Genomic DNA, 14,489 nt, shown 5'->3' with positions numbered 1-14,489 from the left:
CTCCGTTTTTTCCAGGGAATGCTCATGGACACCAAATTGCTCGACATCCTCGCTTGCCCGGTCTGCAAAGGCCCGCTCAAGCTCAGCGCCGACAAGACCGAGCTGATCAGCAAGGGCGCCGGCCTGGCCTACCCGATTCGCGACGGCATCCCGGTGATGCTCGAGTCGGAAGCGCGCACCCTGACCACCGATGAGCGTCTGGATAAATGACCACCGCCTTTACCGTTGTCATTCCATCGCGTTATGCCTCCACCCGCCTGCCAGGCAAGCCGCTGCTGCTGATCGCCGGCAAGCCGATGATCCAGCACGTCTGGGAACAGGCGAGCAAAAGCAGCGCCGGGCGGGTGGTGGTTGCCACTGACGACGCGCGCATCGTCGAGGCCTGCAATGGCTTCGGTGCCGAAGTGGTGCTGACCCGTGAAGATCACAATTCCGGCACCGATCGCCTGGCCGAAGTCGCGATGAAGCTGGGCCTGGCGTCCGATGCCATCGTCGTCAACGTCCAGGGCGACGAGCCGCTGATCCCGCCGAGCGTGATCGATCAGGTGGCCGCCAATCTGGCGGCCCACGCTGAAGCACGCATGGCCACGCTGGCCGAGCCGATTGAAGACGCGGACACCCTGTTCAATCCCAACGTGGTCAAGGTCGTCAGCGACCTCAATGGCCTGGCGCTGACGTTCAGTCGCTCCACCTTGCCCTGGGCGCGGGATGCATTTGCCGTGAACCCTGAGCAGTTGCCGGAAGGTGTGCCGTATCGCCGCCATATCGGCATCTATGCCTACCGTGCCGGTTTCCTGCAGGATTTCGTCAACTGGGGTCCATGCTGGCTGGAAAACACCGAGTGCCTGGAACAGCTGCGTGCCCTGTGGCACGGCGTGCGGATCCACGTGGCCGACGCCTTGATCGCGCCGCCGGCTGGCGTCGATACCGCCGAAGACCTTGAGCGCGTTCGTCGCCTGCTGGAGGCGTGATGCGCGTTTTGTTCGTGTGCCTGGGCAACATCTGCCGTTCTCCCACGGCCGAAGGCGTGCTGCGGCACAAACTGCGCGAAGCGGGACTGGCCGATCAGGTTGAGGTCGCTTCCGCCGGCACCGGTGACTGGCATGTCGGCAAGGCGCCGGACAAGCGCAGCCAGGCCGCGGCAAAGCTGCGCGGTTACGACTTGTCGGCCCAGCGCGCCCGGCAAGTCAGCCGTGCCGATTTTGCCACCTACGATCTGATCCTCGCGATGGACAACAGCAACCTGCGCAACCTCAAGGCCTTGCAGCCCGTGAAGGGCAAGGCCGAGCTGGATCTGTTCCTGCGCCGTTACCAGTCGCCAATCGATGAAGTGCCGGACCCGTACTACGACGGCGAGCAAGGCTTCGAGCAGGTGTTGGACTTGATCGAGCGCGCCAGTGATTTGCTGGTGATTGAATTGAAGGGACGGTTATGAGTTTGCAGGTTCAATCGCAGGTATCGCTCAAGCCGTTCAACAGCTTTGGCGTGGATGTCCAGGCCCGGCTGTTTGCCGAGGCCCATAGCGACGCCGATGTGCGGGAAGCCCTGGCCTACGGGCTGGAACACAAGGTCCCGGTACTGGTAATCGGCGGTGGCAGCAACCTGCTGCTGACGGCGGATATCGATTCGCTGGTGCTGCGCATGGCCACTCGCGGGATTCGCGTGCTGAGCGATGACGGCGGCAAAGTGGTGATCGAGGCCGAGGCGGGCGAACCCTGGCATCCCTTTGTGCAACACACCCTGGCGCTTGGGTTGTCCGGCCTGGAAAACCTCAGCCTGATTCCCGGCACCGTGGGTGCTGCACCGATGCAGAACATCGGCGCCTACGGGGTCGAGATCAAGGACGTGTTCGCGGGCCTGACCGCCCTCGATCGCCAGAGCGGCGAACTGCGCGACTTCAGCCTGGCGCAGTGCAACTTCGCTTACCGCGACAGCCTGTTCAAGCAGGAACCGGGGCGCTGGTTGATCCTGCGTGTGCGTTTCGCCCTCGACCGTGCCGCGCATTTGCATCTGGAGTACGGCCCGGTGCGTCAGCGCTTGACCGAACAAGGTATCGACCATCCGACCGCCAGCGATGTCAGCCGGGCCATTTGCAGCATCCGCAACGAGAAACTCCCGGACCCGGCCGTACTCGGCAATGCCGGCAGTTTCTTCAAGAACCCTTTGGTGTCAGCGGCGCTGGCTGCACGGCTCAAGGGCGAATACCCGGATCTGGTGGCCTATGCGCAACCCGACGGGCAGATGAAACTGGCCGCTGGCTGGTTGATCGAGCGGGCAGGCTGGAAAGGTTTTCGCGATGCCGACGCAGGTGTTCACAAGCTGCAGGCGCTGGTGCTGGTCAACTATGGCGGGGCAACGGGCCTGCAACTGCTGAACCTGGCGCAGCGCATCCAGAAAGACATTTCAGAACGTTTTCATGTCGACCTGGAAATGGAACCGAACCGGTATTGAGCTAAGCTTTCAGGACAGATCAAAAAGCCCTGCACGATGTTTATTGTGCAGGGCTTTTTTGTTAATGCTCGGTTAACTTAGTCAGCTAACGATGCACACTCTTGCTCCACCAAAGGCCCGGTGCAGACCGTTTGCGTCCGCACAAGAGAGCCGATTAGCCTGAGTCGATCTGCGTGCGACCCACCGTGATCCAGTGGCAGATTGCTCGACCCCATCACTCAAGATCCATGCGGGCGTGCCCATGATTACCCTGAAACTCAATGGTCAAGACCATCAACTCGACGTCACCGAGGACATGCCGCTGCTCTGGGCGATCCGCGACGTAGCCGGTTACAACGGCACCAAATTCGGCTGCGGCATGGGCCTGTGCGGGGCCTGCACCATTCATATCGAAGGGGCTCCGGCACGCAGTTGCATCACGCCCATCGGTTCCGTCGTCGGTCAGAATGTCAGCACCATTGACAACTTGCATGCCGATCCAATCGGTAAAGTCGTCCAGCAAGCCTGGCTCGACACGGCGGTCGCCCAGTGCGGTTTCTGCCAGGGTGGGCAAATCATGTCGGCGACAGCGCTGCTCAAGACCCACCCGAACCCCAGCGACGAGCAGATTGAAGAAGCGATGGTCGGCAACATCTGCCGCTGCGGCACCTACAACCGCATCAAGACCGCCATCCGCCAGGCCTCCACTCACCTGAAGGAGGCCAAGGCATGAGCCGCTTACCGAGTGATTTCACCCTGAGCAATCTGAGCCAGCTCAGTCGCCGTGGCTTTCTCAAAGGCGTGGGCGCCACCAGTGCGCTGGTACTGGCGGCGAGTTGGGGCTGGCAAGACGCTTTTGCCGAAGAAAAAGACAAGAAGTTCGGCGCTGACGGCATGCCCCACGGCTGGGTCGACGATCCGAAAGTCTATGTGAGCATCGCCGCCGATGGCACGGTGACTGTGATCTGCAACCGCTCGGAAATGGGGCAGGGCGTGCGTACCAGCCTGACCATGGTGGTGGCTGATGAGCTGGAAGCCGATTGGGCGCGGGTCAAGGTACAGCAGGCCCCGGGCGATGAAGCACGTTTCGGCAACCAGGACACCGACGGCTCACGCAGCATGCGCCACTGGTACGAACCGATGCGTCGTTGCGGGGCTGCTGCACGCGCCATGCTGGAGCAGGCCGCCGCTGACCAGTGGAAAGTGTCGGTGGGCGAGTGCCATGCGCAACTGCATAAAGTCATCCATAAACCCTCGGGCCGCGAACTGGATTATGGTGCGCTCGCCGCCGCTGCAAGCGCTTTGGCCGTACCGGCCCGTGACGGCCTGAGGCTCAAACAGCCTTCGGAATTCCGTTACATCGGCAAGGAGGGCACCAAGGCCATCGACGGTGAAGACATCGTCAACGGCCGTGCGGTGTACGGTGCCGATGTGCATTTCGACGGCATGCTGTACGCGACCATTGCCCGACCCACGGTGTATGGCGGCAAAGTCAAAAGTTTCGACGGTAGCGCGGCGATGAAAGTCCCCGGCGTGGTCAAGGTGCTGCAGATCGAAAGCCGTCCGTTGCCTTCGGAGTTCCAGCCTCTGGGTGGCATCGCCGTGGTGGCGAGCAATACCTGGGCGGCGATCAAGGGCCGCGAGGCACTGAAAATTGAGTGGGATGACGGCCCCAACGCCAGCTACGACTCGATCGCCTATCGCAAGGAGCTCGAAGCAGCCTCGCTCAAGCCTGGCAAGGTGGTGCGCAACACCGGCAACATCGACGAGGCCATGAGCAGCGCCGACAGTACGCTGGAAGCCTCTTACTACTTGCCGCATTTGTCACAGTCGCCGATGGAACCGATGGTCGCCATTGCGCGGTTCAAGGACGGTGCGTGCGAGGCCTGGGGGCCAAGCCAGGCACCGCAGGTCACCCGGGAACGGATTGGTGAACGCCTGGGGCTGCCGTTCGACAGCGTCACGTTCAACGTGACCTTGCTGGGTGGCGGGTTCGGGCGCAAGTCCAAGCCTGACTTCATCATCGAAGCCGCGATCCTCGCCAAGGAATTCCCCGGCAAAGCGGTGCGGGTGCAATGGACCCGCGAAGACGACATTCATTGTTCCTACTTCCACACCGTATCGGCTGAATACCTCAAGGCCGGCCTGAACAAGGACGGTCTGCCGTCCGGCTGGTTGCACCGTACGGTCGCGCCGAGCATCACGGCGTTGTTTGCGCCGGGCATGAACCATGAGGCGGCGTTCGAACTGGGCATGGGCTTCACCAACATGGCGTATGCGATCCCCAACATTCGCCTGGAAAACCCCGAGGCCACGGTGCATACCCGCGTCGGCTGGTATCGCTCGGTGTCGAACATTCCCCATGGCTTCGCGATCCAGAGTTTTATCGATGAGCTGGCGCACAAGGCCGGAGAAGACCCGCTGAAGTACCAGATCAGATTGCTCGGCCCGGACCGTCAGATCGATCCGCGCACCTTGAGCGAAGAGTGGAACTACGGTGAATCCCCCGAGCGCTATCCGATCGACACCGCGCGCCTGCGCACGGTACTGGAGACCGCCGCTAAAGCCGCGGGTTGGGGGCGTGAGCTGCCCAAGGGGCGCGGCCTGGGCCTGGCGGTGCATTACAGCTTCGTGACCTATGTGGCGGCGGTGATCGAGGTAGAGGTCAAAGGCGACGGTACGCTGGTGGTTCACAAGGCCGACATCGCCGTCGATTGCGGACCGCAGATCAATCCCGAGCGGATTCGTGCGCAATTCGAGGGCGCCTGCGTCATGGGCCTGGGTAATGCGGTGCTCGGGGAAATCAGTTTCAAGGACGGCAAGGTCCAGCAGGATAACTTCCACATGTACGAAGTGGCGCGCATGTCCCTGGCGCCGAAAGAGGTGGCGGTGCATCTGGTGACGCCGCCGGGTGAAGTGCCATTGGGCGGAGTCGGTGAACCGGGTGTGCCACCGATTGCGCCGGCCCTGTGCAATGCGATCTTTGCTGCCACCGGCAAACGCATCCGCAACCTGCCGGTTCGTTATCAGTTGTCGGGCTGGCAGCAGGCCGGAGCCTGATGGACAGCGCCGACCTGAACGTCCTGCGCAGTGTGCTGCAATGGCAGCGCGATGGTCAGCGGGTGGTGTTGTACAGCGTGGTCGAAACCTGGGGCACTGCGCCCCGGGCACCCGGCGCCATGCTGGCCCTGCGTGAAGACGGCGTGGTGATTGGTTCGGTTTCCGGCGGGTGTGTCGAGGATGACTTGATCGCCCGGCTGCACGACGGCCGTCTCGCACTGGACGGGCCGCCGGTGCAGCTGATCACGTACGGTGTGACCCGCGAGGAAGCCGCACGTTTCGGCTTGCCCTGCGGCGGCACCTTGCGCTTGACCGAGGAGCGCATCGACGATGGGGATTGGGTCGAGCAACTGCTGGCCCGATGTGAGGCCCATGAAATCGTTGCGCGTGAACTGAACCTGTCCACCGGCGAAGTGCTTTTGCAGCCGGCCAATAAAGCTGACGTCTTGACGTTCGACGGTCAGACCTTGCGGGCGATCTATGGACCGCGCTGGCGCTTGCTGTTGATCGGCGCGGGGCAACTGTCGCGCTATGTCGCGGAAATGGCCCGCCTTCTGGATTTTGAGGTGCTGATTTGCGATCCGCGCAGTGAGTTCGTCTATGGCTGGGAAGAGCAGCACGGACGATTCGTCTCGGGCATGCCGGATGAGGCGGTGTTGAATATCCAGACCGATGAACGCACGGCCATCGTGGCCTTGACCCATGATCCGCGCCTGGACGACATGGCGCTGCTCACGGCCCTGGATTCCAGAGCCTTTTACGTTGGAGCGCTGGGGTCGCGGGTCAACAGCCAGAAGCGCCGGGAAAACCTGGCTCAACTGGGTTTGTCGCAACCGGCGATTGACCGTTTGCATGGTCCGATCGGCTTGCACATCGGCAGTCATAATCCAGCGGAAATTGCCTTGTCGCTCATGGCGGAAATCGTGGCGGTCAAAAATGGCGTCGAACTGAAACAGAAGAAAGTCTTGCGGGAGAAGGTATGAGCGAGTCCATTGGCGTCGTCGTACTGGCGGCGGGGCAGGGCAGCCGGTTTCGTCAGGTGGCGGGCGCCGAAAAGGATAAGTTGGTGGCCGATTGCACCGGGCGTGACGGCGTGGTGCGGTCCGTCATCGAGCACACATTGGTCAACCTGCCGGTCGCCCTGCACGAGCGCGTGCTGGTGACGACCGCTGACCGCCCACAGGTGATTCGCATGGCGCAGGCCTATGGCTGCGAGATTGTGCTGATCGAATCGACTGGCATGGGCGACAGCATTGCCGCCGGGGTCGCTGCCTGCAAACAACTCGATGGCTGGCTGATGGTGCTGGGGGATATGCCGTTCATCCGGCCGTCCAGTATCGAGCAAGTGGTGGCGGGTATTGGCGATGACAGTATCAGTGTGCCCGTACAGGGCGGTAAGTATGGGCATCCGGTCGGGTTTGGGCGGGACTTCGCAGCGGGGTTGATGGCGCTATCGGGGGATCGTGGCGCGAAACCACTGTTTGCCCAAGGGCGGGTGGTTGAAGTGGCTGTGGATGATCCAGGTGTGTTGTGGGATGTGGATGTGCCTGAGGCACTAACCTTCAGGCCAGCATAGGTCCTTGTGGGAGCGAGCTTGCTCGCGATAGCGGTGGATCAGCTAGCACCAATGTTGAATATCATTCCGATATCGCGAGCAAGCTCGCTCCCACAGGGGATTGGGGGATATTCAGGGATATAAAAAAGCCCCGCCTGGGTTCACCAGGCGGGGCTTTTTAGTGGCCGATGGAATCAGGCGAGAGGTTTAGTCTCGTGCTCTTTTTCCAGGGCTTGCTCGTGTTGCTCTACCGCGTCCTGAACGGAGCGTGGCGCTTCGTGGATCACCGACTCAGCCGGCTCGGCAACCACTTCGGCGGCCGGGGCAGGCGCTTCTTCAACCGCTTCAACCGGAGCCGCAGCGGCAGCCAGTTCAGCTTCCTTCTGCAGACGCTCGGCTTCACGCTTGCGACGACGCACTTCACGTGGGTCGTTAGGAGCACGGCCACTTGGCGTCAGGGCGCTGACAGGAGCGGCTTCGACGACCGGCGCAGGTGCTTGGGCAACGACCGGAGCTTCAACAACAGGAGCTTCAACAACAGGAGCTTCAACCTCCGGCGCTGGAGCCGGTTCCGCGGCGGCAACCACCGGCTCGGAAACCATGGCCTCAGCCACTTCGGCTTCAGCGGCTGGTGCAGCTGTTTCAGCGACGGCTGGCTCGGCCACCCAGTTGAACGCCGTTTGCTCTTCACGCACTTCGCGAACGGTTTCAGTCACGGTCTCGACGACAGCTTCTGCAACTACGGCAGGTGCTTCAACCACTGGAGCCGGCTCGGCAGCCGCTTCAACGGCAGGCTGAACTTCTGGTGCTGGCGCCACTTCGACTTCCGGCGAGGCGGTGACTTCAACCGGCGTGGTCGCTTCAACGACTGGCGCTTCAACCGGAGCTGTTTCCAGGGTCGCGGCAGTGGCGCGTTCGGCTTGCACATTGGCTTCAGCTTCGGCTGGAGCGCTGATCACGCTGCTGGCAACGGCTGCGGTGACAGCCAGGCCGGCGGCCAGATCGGCAGTGCTTGGCGCTTCAGCGTTTTCGCCGGACTCGGACTCTTCCGAACCTTCGATCACGTTGCCGTTGGCGTCACGCTGACGCTCGCGACGGTTGCTGCGACGACGCTGGCCACGGGAACGGCGGCGTGGACGATCGCCTTCGGCGTTTTCCTGACCCTCTTCCTGCAGTTGCTCTTCGTTGGTGGTCAGTTCTTCTTCGGCAGCGGCGGCGGCAGCTTGTTCGGCACGAGGCTGACGCTCTTCACGCGGTGGGCGTGGAGCACGCTCTTCACGTGGCGGGCGAGCCGGACGCTCTTCTGCGGTAGCGGCGGCGGCCGGAGCAGTTGGAGCAGCCGGAGCAGCATCCAGAGGCTCGCGCAGTTCACGCACGCGTTCTTCACGCTCGCCACGTGGCTTGCGATCTTCACGCGGAGCGCGCGGCGCACGTTCTTCACGAGGCGCGCGTGGTGCGCGTTCTTCGCGAGCTACTGCCGGCGTTTCTTCACGGGTCTCGCGAGGCTCGCGCACTTCGCGTGGCTGACGCTCTTCACGCGGAGCACGCTCTTCACGAGGCTTGCGCTCTTCATCGCGGCGACCGTTACGGTTGCGGCTCTGCTGGCGACCGTTGCGACGCTCTTCGTTGCGGGCCGGACGCTCGGCGGCTGGCTTTTCAACCACAACCGGCGCGACAGGCTCTTCCTTGGTGGCGAACAGGCTCACCAGCGACTTCACCAGGCCTTTGAACAGGCTTGGCTCAGGCACGGCGGCAGGAGCCGGGGCTGGAGCGGCAACTTCGGTCGGAACCGGAGCGTTGGCGCGGGCCGGAGCGGTCTTGACCGCGGCTTCCTGGCGAACCAGGGTGCGGGTCGCAGCGGCTGGCTGGACTTCTTCGACTTCGGCAGCGGCAGCGGCGATTTCGTAGCTGGACTGGTTGGTCGCCGCTTCCGGGCTGTCATCACGCAGGCGTTGCACTTCGAAGTGCGGCGTCTCGAGGTGATCGTTCGGCAGGATGACGATGCGGGCGCGGGTGCGCAGTTCGATCTTGGTGATCGAGTTGCGTTTTTCGTTGAGCAGGAACGCGGCCACCGGGATCGGCACTTGTGCACGAACTTCGGCGGTACGGTCTTTCAGGGCTTCTTCTTCGATCAGGCGCAGGATCGCCAGGGACAGCGATTCAACGTCACGGATGATGCCGGTGCCGTTGCAACGCGGGCAGACGATGCCGCTGCTTTCGCCCAGGGACGGACGCAGGCGCTGACGGGACATTTCCAGCAGGCCGAAGCGCGAGATGCGACCGACTTGCACGCGAGCGCGGTCGGCTTCCAGGCATTCGCGGACTTTCTCTTCCACGGCGCGCTGGTTCTTGGCAGGGGTCATGTCGATGAAGTCGATGACGATCAGGCCGCCGATGTCGCGCAGGCGCAACTGACGGGCGATTTCTTCGGCCGCTTCAAGGTTGGTCTGCAGTGCGGTTTCTTCGATGTCGCTGCCTTTGGTGGCGCGCGCCGAGTTGATGTCGATGGACACCAGGGCTTCGGTCGGATCGATCACGATGGAGCCGCCGGAAGGCAGTTCGACGACGCGCTGGAAAGCGGTTTCGATCTGGCTTTCGATCTGGAAACGGTTGAACAGCGGAACGCTGTCTTCGTACAGCTTGATCTTGCTGGCGTACTGCGGCATCACCTGGCGGATGAAGGTCAGGGCTTCGTCCTGGGCTTCAACGCTGTCGATCAGCACTTCGCCGATGTCCTGGCGCAGGTAGTCGCGGATCGCGCGGATGATCACGTTGCTTTCCTGGTAGATCAGGAACGGTGCGGCGCGGTCCAGCGAGGCTTCCTTGATGGCGGTCCACAGTTGCAGCAGGTAGTCGAGGTCCCACTGCATTTCTTCGCTGCTGCGGCCAAGGCCGGCAGTGCGCACGATCAGGCCCATGTCGGCCGGGGCAACCAGGCCGTTCAGGGCTTCACGCAGTTCGTTGCGCTCTTCGCCTTCGATGCGACGGGAGATACCGCCGGCACGCGGGTTGTTCGGCATCAGCACCAGGTAACGACCGGCCAGGCTGATGAAGGTGGTCAGGGCGGCGCCCTTGTTGCCACGTTCTTCTTTTTCGACCTGAACGATGACTTCCTGGCCTTCGCTCAGGACGTCCTTGATGTTGACGCGACCTTCCGGGGCTTTCTTGAAGTATTCGCGGGAGATTTCTTTGAGGGGCAGGAAGCCGTGGCGCTCAGAGCCGAAATCGACAAAGGCAGCCTCGAGGCTTGGTTCGATGCGAGTAATCCGGCCTTTATAGATGTTGGCCTTCTTCTGCTCGCGTGCACCGGATTCGATGTCCAGGTCGTAGAGGCGCTGGCCATCTACCAGTGCAACACGCAACTCTTCGGGTTGAGTTGCGTTAATCAGCATTCTTTTCATGTAGTACCGTCGGTTTCCGGGCTGCCGGAAACGGCGTTCGGCACACACGACTTCTCACGGTCGGTGTCAGGTGCGTCGGGAGTGGTTGGCCATTTCCCGTGTCCAGCGAAGTCCGGCCAATGTGGGCCTTCATCGCGACGTACGCGTCCTGCTTGCTGTGGCTACTTAAGCACTCAGTCAGGAGGAGGAATCAACCAGCGGCTGTGGACGAGATGAAGCGTCTTGAGAAAGCCTGTTGCTACACAGTCCGGCGGTTGTGCATCTCCACCCTACACGTATCCCTGATAATTCGGGTGCTGCCGCGCGCAGAATCCGCAGCGGGTTGGCATTTACCGTGAGCTCCGAAAGGGGAGGTCACGCATCATGGCTAATTTAGGCGTTGTTTCCGATGCCTTCGCTCGGGGTCATTCGCAGCTGACTGCACTTTGTGAACTGGCCGTGAATATGGCTCGCAAAACGAGTGGAAAACTCTGCTTTGTGGCGTGATTCAGGCCTCATGTCACCTGCGCTCGTTACACCTGCAAACTCCACCGTTACGTAGCGAAAGCCCCGTAGGACGGCCTCGCGTCCTGGTGAATTGCGTTGGTCAGGGCCGGTTTTTGACCGTTGGTCCGCTGTCCAGGCCGCTTTTGGCGGCGTTCGCGACTATAGCAGCAATGATTAAGTGCTTCAATTCCATAAAAAATTGTTATCATCCGCGGCATGACGACGACTACCCCCCCGACTCCAGGCGTACAACTGCTTGAGGTCTCGCCGGAATATGCCGGCCAACGTATTGATAATTTCCTTCTCGCCCGGCTCAAAGGCGTGCCCAAGACCTTGATTTACCGCATTTTGCGTAAGGGCGAAGTGCGCGTGAACAAGGGTCGGATCAAGCCCGAGTACAAGCTGCAGGCGGGCGATATCGTGCGCGTGCCGCCGGTTCGCGTGCCTGAGCGCGACGAGCCGGTGCCACTGGCACAAGGCCTGCTGCAGCGGCTCGAAGCCTCGATTGTCTTCGAAGACAAGGCCCTGATCGTGATCAACAAGCCCGCCGGCATTGCGGTTCACGGCGGTAGCGGCCTGACGTTCGGGGTGATCGAAGCCTTTCGTCAGTTGCGCCCCGATTGCAAGGAGCTCGAACTGGTTCACCGTCTCGACCGTGACACCTCCGGCCTTTTGATGATTGCCAAGAAGCGCAGCATGTTGCGTCACTTGCACACCGCGTTGCGCGGTGATGGCGTCGACAAGCGCTACATGGCGCTGGTTCGCGGTAACTGGGCGAGCTCGATCAAGCAAGTCCGTGCGTCGCTGGGCAAGAGCAATCTGCGCTCCGGCGAGCGCATGGTCGAGGTCGACGAGGAGGAGGGCAAGGAGTCCGTGACCGTGTTCAAGGTCCTGCGCCGCTTCGGCGACTTTGCCACTCTGATCGAAGCCAAGCCGATTACCGGCCGGACTCACCAGATCCGCGTGCATACCTTGCACGCCGGGCATTGCATCGCTGGCGACACCAAGTACGGCGACGAAGGTTTCAGCAAGGAAATCCGCGATCTGGGCGGCAAACGCCTGTTCCTGCATGCCTACATGCTCACCGTGCCGTTGCCTGATGGCGGCGAGCTGAAGTTGCAGGCGCCGGTCGACGAGATGTGGGCCAAGACTGTGGAGCGATTGAGTGCGCCCATCTGATTACAAGCTGCTGATCTTCGATTGGGACGGCACGCTGGCCGATTCCATTGGCCGGATTGTCGAGGCGATGCATGTTGCCTCCCGGCGCTCCGGTTTTGAACAGCGCGACGATTTTGCCGTCAAGGGCATCATCGGCCTGGGCTTGCCGGAAGCGATCCGCACCCTGTACCCCGAGATCGATGACGCCGAATTGATCGCGTTTCGCGAACACTACGCCGAACATTACATTGCGTCGGAGGCCGTGCCTTCGCCGTTGTTCGAGGGTGTGGTCGAGTCGCTCGAGGCATTTCGTGCCGAGGGTTATCATCTGGCTGTGGCGACCGGCAAGGCCCGTCGCGGGCTGGATCGGGTGCTGAGGTCTCATGGCTGGGAGGATTACTTCGATATCACCCGTGCCGCCGACGAGACCGCCAGCAAGCCCCATCCGCTGATGCTCGAGCAAATTCTCGCGCATTGCGAGGTGCGCCCGGAGCAGGCATTGATGGTTGGTGATTCGTCCTTTGATTTGCAGATGGCACGCAACGCCGGCATGGGGTCGGTGGCCGTAAGCTATGGCGCTCAATCGATTGATGCGTTGAAGTTGTATGAGCCACGACTGGCCATCGACCGTTTTTCAGAATTGCACGCCTGGCTGAGTCAGCAGGCTTAACCAGTTGTTTTTGGGGTGGACGGCATGACCGACGAATGGAAGGCACCTGCCAAGGCGAGCGCAGAGAGCGGTGACGACAAAAGCTGGAAGCTGCTGGAGAAGACGCTGCTGGCCAGTGTGCAGGAGCAGCGTCGATCCCGTCGCTGGGGAATATTCTTCAAGTTGCTGACGTTCTTGTATCTTTTCGGCGCTATTGCACTGTTTTCGCCGCTGATGGATATGGAGAAGGCCGCTACCCTGAGTGCCAATTACACGGCATTGATCGATGTGACAGGCATGATTGCCGACAAGGAGCCGGCCAGCGCAGACAATATCGTTGGCAGCCTGCGCGCGGCTTTCGAGGACAAGAAGGTCAAGGGTGTCATCCTGCGCATCAACAGCCCGGGCGGCAGTCCGGTGCAGTCGGGTTATGTCTATGACGAGATCCGTCGCCTGCGCGGCCTGCACCCGGATACCAAGCTGTATGCGGTCATTTCCGACTTGGGGGCTTCCGGTGCTTACTACATCGCCAGCGCGGCGGATCAGATCTACGCCGACAAGGCGAGCCTGGTCGGCTCCATCGGTGTGACGGCGGCCGGTTACGGCTTTGTCGGCACCATGGAGAAGCTGGGTGTCGAGCGTCGCACTTACACCTCGGGCGAGCACAAGTCGTTCCTCGATCCATTCCAGCCACAGAAGCCGGAAGAAACCGCGTTCTGGCAGGGTGTGCTCGATACGACCCACCAGCAGTTCATCAACAGCGTCAAGCAAGGGCGCGGCGATCGCTTGAAGGACAAGGAGCATCCGGAGCTGTTCTCCGGCCTGGTCTGGTCCGGCGAGCAGGCGCTGCCGCTGGGATTGATCGATGGGCTGGGCAATGCCAGTTCGGTTGCGCGGGATGTGATCGGCGAGAAAGAGCTGGTGGACTTTACCGTTCAGGAGTCGCCATTCGATCGTTTCTCGAAGAAGCTCGGTGCCAGCGTGGCTGAGCATCTGGCGATGTGGATGGGGTTTAACGGTCCGTCGTTGCGTTAAGTCGGCTTTAAGGTCAAAAGATCGCAGCCTGCGGCAGCTCCTACACAGATCGCCTGTAGGAGCTGCCGAAGGCTGCGATCTTTTGCTTTCAGGGTATTTGCAAGCCTTCGGCCAATAGCATGTCGATCAGGCGAATCAACGGCAGGCCGATCAGGCTGGTGGCGTCAGGACCCTCGGTGCTGCGAAACAGGCTGACACCCAGGCCTTCGGCCTTGAAGCTGCCTGCGCAATCGTAGGGCTGCTCGGCGTGCAGGTAGCGCTCGATGCGGGGCGCGTCGAGTGTGCGCATGTGTACGGTGAACGGCACGCAATCGACCTGGCAGCGCCCTGTCTGGCTGTTGAGCAAGGCCAGGCCGGTCAGGAATGTCACGCTGGCGCCGCTGGCGGCCAGCAGTTGTTCGCGGGCTTTTTCGAAGGTGTGGGGCTTGCCGATTATCCGCTCTCCCAGCACGGCGACCTGGTCGGAGCCGATTATCAGATGAGCGGTATGGCTGACGGCCAGGGCGCGTGCTTTCTCTTCAGCAAGGCGCCTGACCAGCGCGATGGCGGATTCGCCGGGGCGATGGCTTTCGTCGATATCCGGTGAACTGCAGGTGAATGGCAGTTGCAGGCGGGCCAGCAATTCCCGGCGATAGACCGAGCCGGAAGCGAGTAATAAAGGCAGCATGCGCATCTCCATAAGGCAGGTGCGAATTCTAGCGAGGCTTCCAAGTGA

13 protein-coding genes are annotated in these 14,489 nt (G+C 61.7%); 11 read left to right on the top strand and 2 right to left on the bottom strand.

Features of this window, described 5'->3' with window-relative positions; translation table 11 throughout:
* Nucleotides 1-24: 24 nt before the first annotated feature.
* The 8 genes from CD175_RS11615 to CD175_RS11580 all read left to right on the top strand — a co-directional run bounded on the left by CD175_RS11615 (nt 25) and on the right by CD175_RS11580 (nt 7,066).
* Nucleotides 25-210, top strand: a complete 186-nt coding sequence (locus CD175_RS11615) for a Trm112 family protein (RefSeq protein WP_003179363.1) — start codon at nt 25-27, stop codon at nt 208-210.
* Nucleotides 207-971: a 3-deoxy-manno-octulosonate cytidylyltransferase gene (gene kdsB, locus CD175_RS11610; protein ID WP_104449021.1), complete on the top strand. Its 765-nt coding sequence runs from the start codon at nt 207-209 to the stop codon at nt 969-971. The genes CD175_RS11615 and kdsB overlap by 4 nt, the downstream gene beginning before the upstream one ends.
* Nucleotides 971-1,435, top strand: a complete 465-nt coding sequence (locus tag CD175_RS11605; protein ID WP_104449020.1) for a low molecular weight protein-tyrosine-phosphatase — start codon at nt 971-973, stop codon at nt 1,433-1,435. The genes kdsB and CD175_RS11605 overlap by 1 nt, the downstream gene beginning before the upstream one ends.
* Nucleotides 1,432-2,451, top strand: coding sequence for a UDP-N-acetylmuramate dehydrogenase (gene murB, locus CD175_RS11600; RefSeq protein WP_104449019.1), 1,020 nt, complete (start codon nt 1,432-1,434; stop codon nt 2,449-2,451). The genes CD175_RS11605 and murB overlap by 4 nt, the downstream gene beginning before the upstream one ends.
* Nucleotides 2,452-2,692: 241 nt before the next feature.
* Nucleotides 2,693-3,163, top strand: a complete 471-nt coding sequence (locus tag CD175_RS11595; RefSeq protein ID WP_015096391.1) for a (2Fe-2S)-binding protein — start codon at nt 2,693-2,695, stop codon at nt 3,161-3,163.
* Nucleotides 3,160-5,490, top strand: coding sequence for a xanthine dehydrogenase family protein molybdopterin-binding subunit (locus tag CD175_RS11590; RefSeq protein ID WP_104449018.1), 2,331 nt, complete (start codon nt 3,160-3,162; stop codon nt 5,488-5,490). The genes CD175_RS11595 and CD175_RS11590 overlap by 4 nt, the downstream gene beginning before the upstream one ends.
* Complete coding sequence (locus tag CD175_RS11585; protein WP_104449017.1) at nt 5,490-6,473, top strand: XdhC family protein; 984 nt, start codon at nt 5,490-5,492, stop codon at nt 6,471-6,473. The genes CD175_RS11590 and CD175_RS11585 overlap by 1 nt, the downstream gene beginning before the upstream one ends.
* Entirely contained in the window at nt 6,470-7,066 is a 597-nt protein-coding gene (locus CD175_RS11580; protein ID WP_104449016.1) for a nucleotidyltransferase family protein, read from the top strand. Before CD175_RS11585 ends, CD175_RS11580 begins: the two co-directional genes overlap by 4 nt.
* Nucleotides 7,067-7,239: 173 nt before the next feature.
* Here CD175_RS11580 and rne read toward each other — a convergent pair whose 3' ends face one another.
* On the bottom strand, nt 7,240-10,446 hold the full coding sequence (rne, locus tag CD175_RS11575) for a ribonuclease E (RefSeq protein WP_104449015.1): 3,207 nt from the start codon (nt 10,444-10,446) through the stop codon (nt 7,240-7,242).
* Between the two features lie 702 nt (nt 10,447-11,148).
* On the opposite strand from rne, the gene rluC reads away from it, so the two are divergent.
* Genes rluC through CD175_RS11555 form a run of 3 tightly spaced genes read left to right on the top strand, consistent with a single transcriptional unit; the run spans nt 11,149 to nt 13,774 of the window.
* Nucleotides 11,149-12,111, top strand: coding sequence for a 23S rRNA pseudouridine(955/2504/2580) synthase RluC (gene rluC, locus CD175_RS11565; protein ID WP_007977058.1), 963 nt, complete (start codon nt 11,149-11,151; stop codon nt 12,109-12,111).
* Complete coding sequence (locus CD175_RS11560; RefSeq protein WP_104449014.1) at nt 12,098-12,760, top strand: HAD-IA family hydrolase; 663 nt, start codon at nt 12,098-12,100, stop codon at nt 12,758-12,760. The genes rluC and CD175_RS11560 overlap by 14 nt, the downstream gene beginning before the upstream one ends.
* A 24-nt stretch (nt 12,761-12,784) precedes the next feature.
* Nucleotides 12,785-13,774, top strand: coding sequence for a S49 family peptidase (locus CD175_RS11555; protein WP_104449013.1), 990 nt, complete (start codon nt 12,785-12,787; stop codon nt 13,772-13,774).
* Nucleotides 13,775-13,862: 88 nt separating this feature from the next.
* On the opposite strand, the gene CD175_RS11550 is transcribed toward CD175_RS11555, so the two are convergent.
* On the bottom strand, nt 13,863-14,441 hold the full coding sequence (locus tag CD175_RS11550; RefSeq protein WP_104449012.1) for a Maf family protein: 579 nt from the start codon (nt 14,439-14,441) through the stop codon (nt 13,863-13,865).
* Between the last annotated feature and the right edge of the window lie 48 nt (nt 14,442-14,489).

The sequence above is a fragment of the Pseudomonas laurylsulfatiphila genome (assembly GCF_002934665.1).
GTDB lineage: Bacteria > Pseudomonadota > Gammaproteobacteria > Pseudomonadales > Pseudomonadaceae > Aquipseudomonas > Aquipseudomonas laurylsulfatiphila.
This window is presented reverse-complemented; position numbering and strand designations above follow the sequence as displayed.

What these genes read in the sequence shown, in the direction of transcription:
- CD175_RS11585 (WP_104449017.1), top strand. Translation starts at nt 5,490, where the DNA reads ATGGACAGCGCCGACCTGAACGTCCTGCGCAGTGTGCTGCAATGGCAG.
- kdsB (WP_104449021.1), top strand. Translation starts at nt 207, where the DNA reads ATGACCACCGCCTTTACCGTTGTCATTCCATCGCGTTATGCCTCCACC.
- murB (WP_104449019.1), top strand. Translation starts at nt 1,432, where the DNA reads ATGAGTTTGCAGGTTCAATCGCAGGTATCGCTCAAGCCGTTCAACAGC.
- CD175_RS11580 (WP_104449016.1), top strand. Translation starts at nt 6,470, where the DNA reads ATGAGCGAGTCCATTGGCGTCGTCGTACTGGCGGCGGGGCAGGGCAGC.
- CD175_RS11615 (WP_003179363.1), top strand. Translation starts at nt 25, where the DNA reads ATGGACACCAAATTGCTCGACATCCTCGCTTGCCCGGTCTGCAAAGGC.
- CD175_RS11555 (WP_104449013.1), top strand. Translation starts at nt 12,785, where the DNA reads ATGACCGACGAATGGAAGGCACCTGCCAAGGCGAGCGCAGAGAGCGGT.
- rne (WP_104449015.1), bottom strand. Translation starts at nt 10,446, where the DNA reads ATGAAAAGAATGCTGATTAACGCAACTCAACCCGAAGAGTTGCGTGTT.
- CD175_RS11550 (WP_104449012.1), bottom strand. Translation starts at nt 14,441, where the DNA reads ATGCTGCCTTTATTACTCGCTTCCGGCTCGGTCTATCGCCGGGAATTG.
- rluC (WP_007977058.1), top strand. Translation starts at nt 11,149, where the DNA reads ATGACGACGACTACCCCCCCGACTCCAGGCGTACAACTGCTTGAGGTC.
- CD175_RS11595 (WP_015096391.1), top strand. Translation starts at nt 2,693, where the DNA reads ATGATTACCCTGAAACTCAATGGTCAAGACCATCAACTCGACGTCACC.
- CD175_RS11590 (WP_104449018.1), top strand. Translation starts at nt 3,160, where the DNA reads ATGAGCCGCTTACCGAGTGATTTCACCCTGAGCAATCTGAGCCAGCTC.
- CD175_RS11605 (WP_104449020.1), top strand. Translation starts at nt 971, where the DNA reads ATGCGCGTTTTGTTCGTGTGCCTGGGCAACATCTGCCGTTCTCCCACG.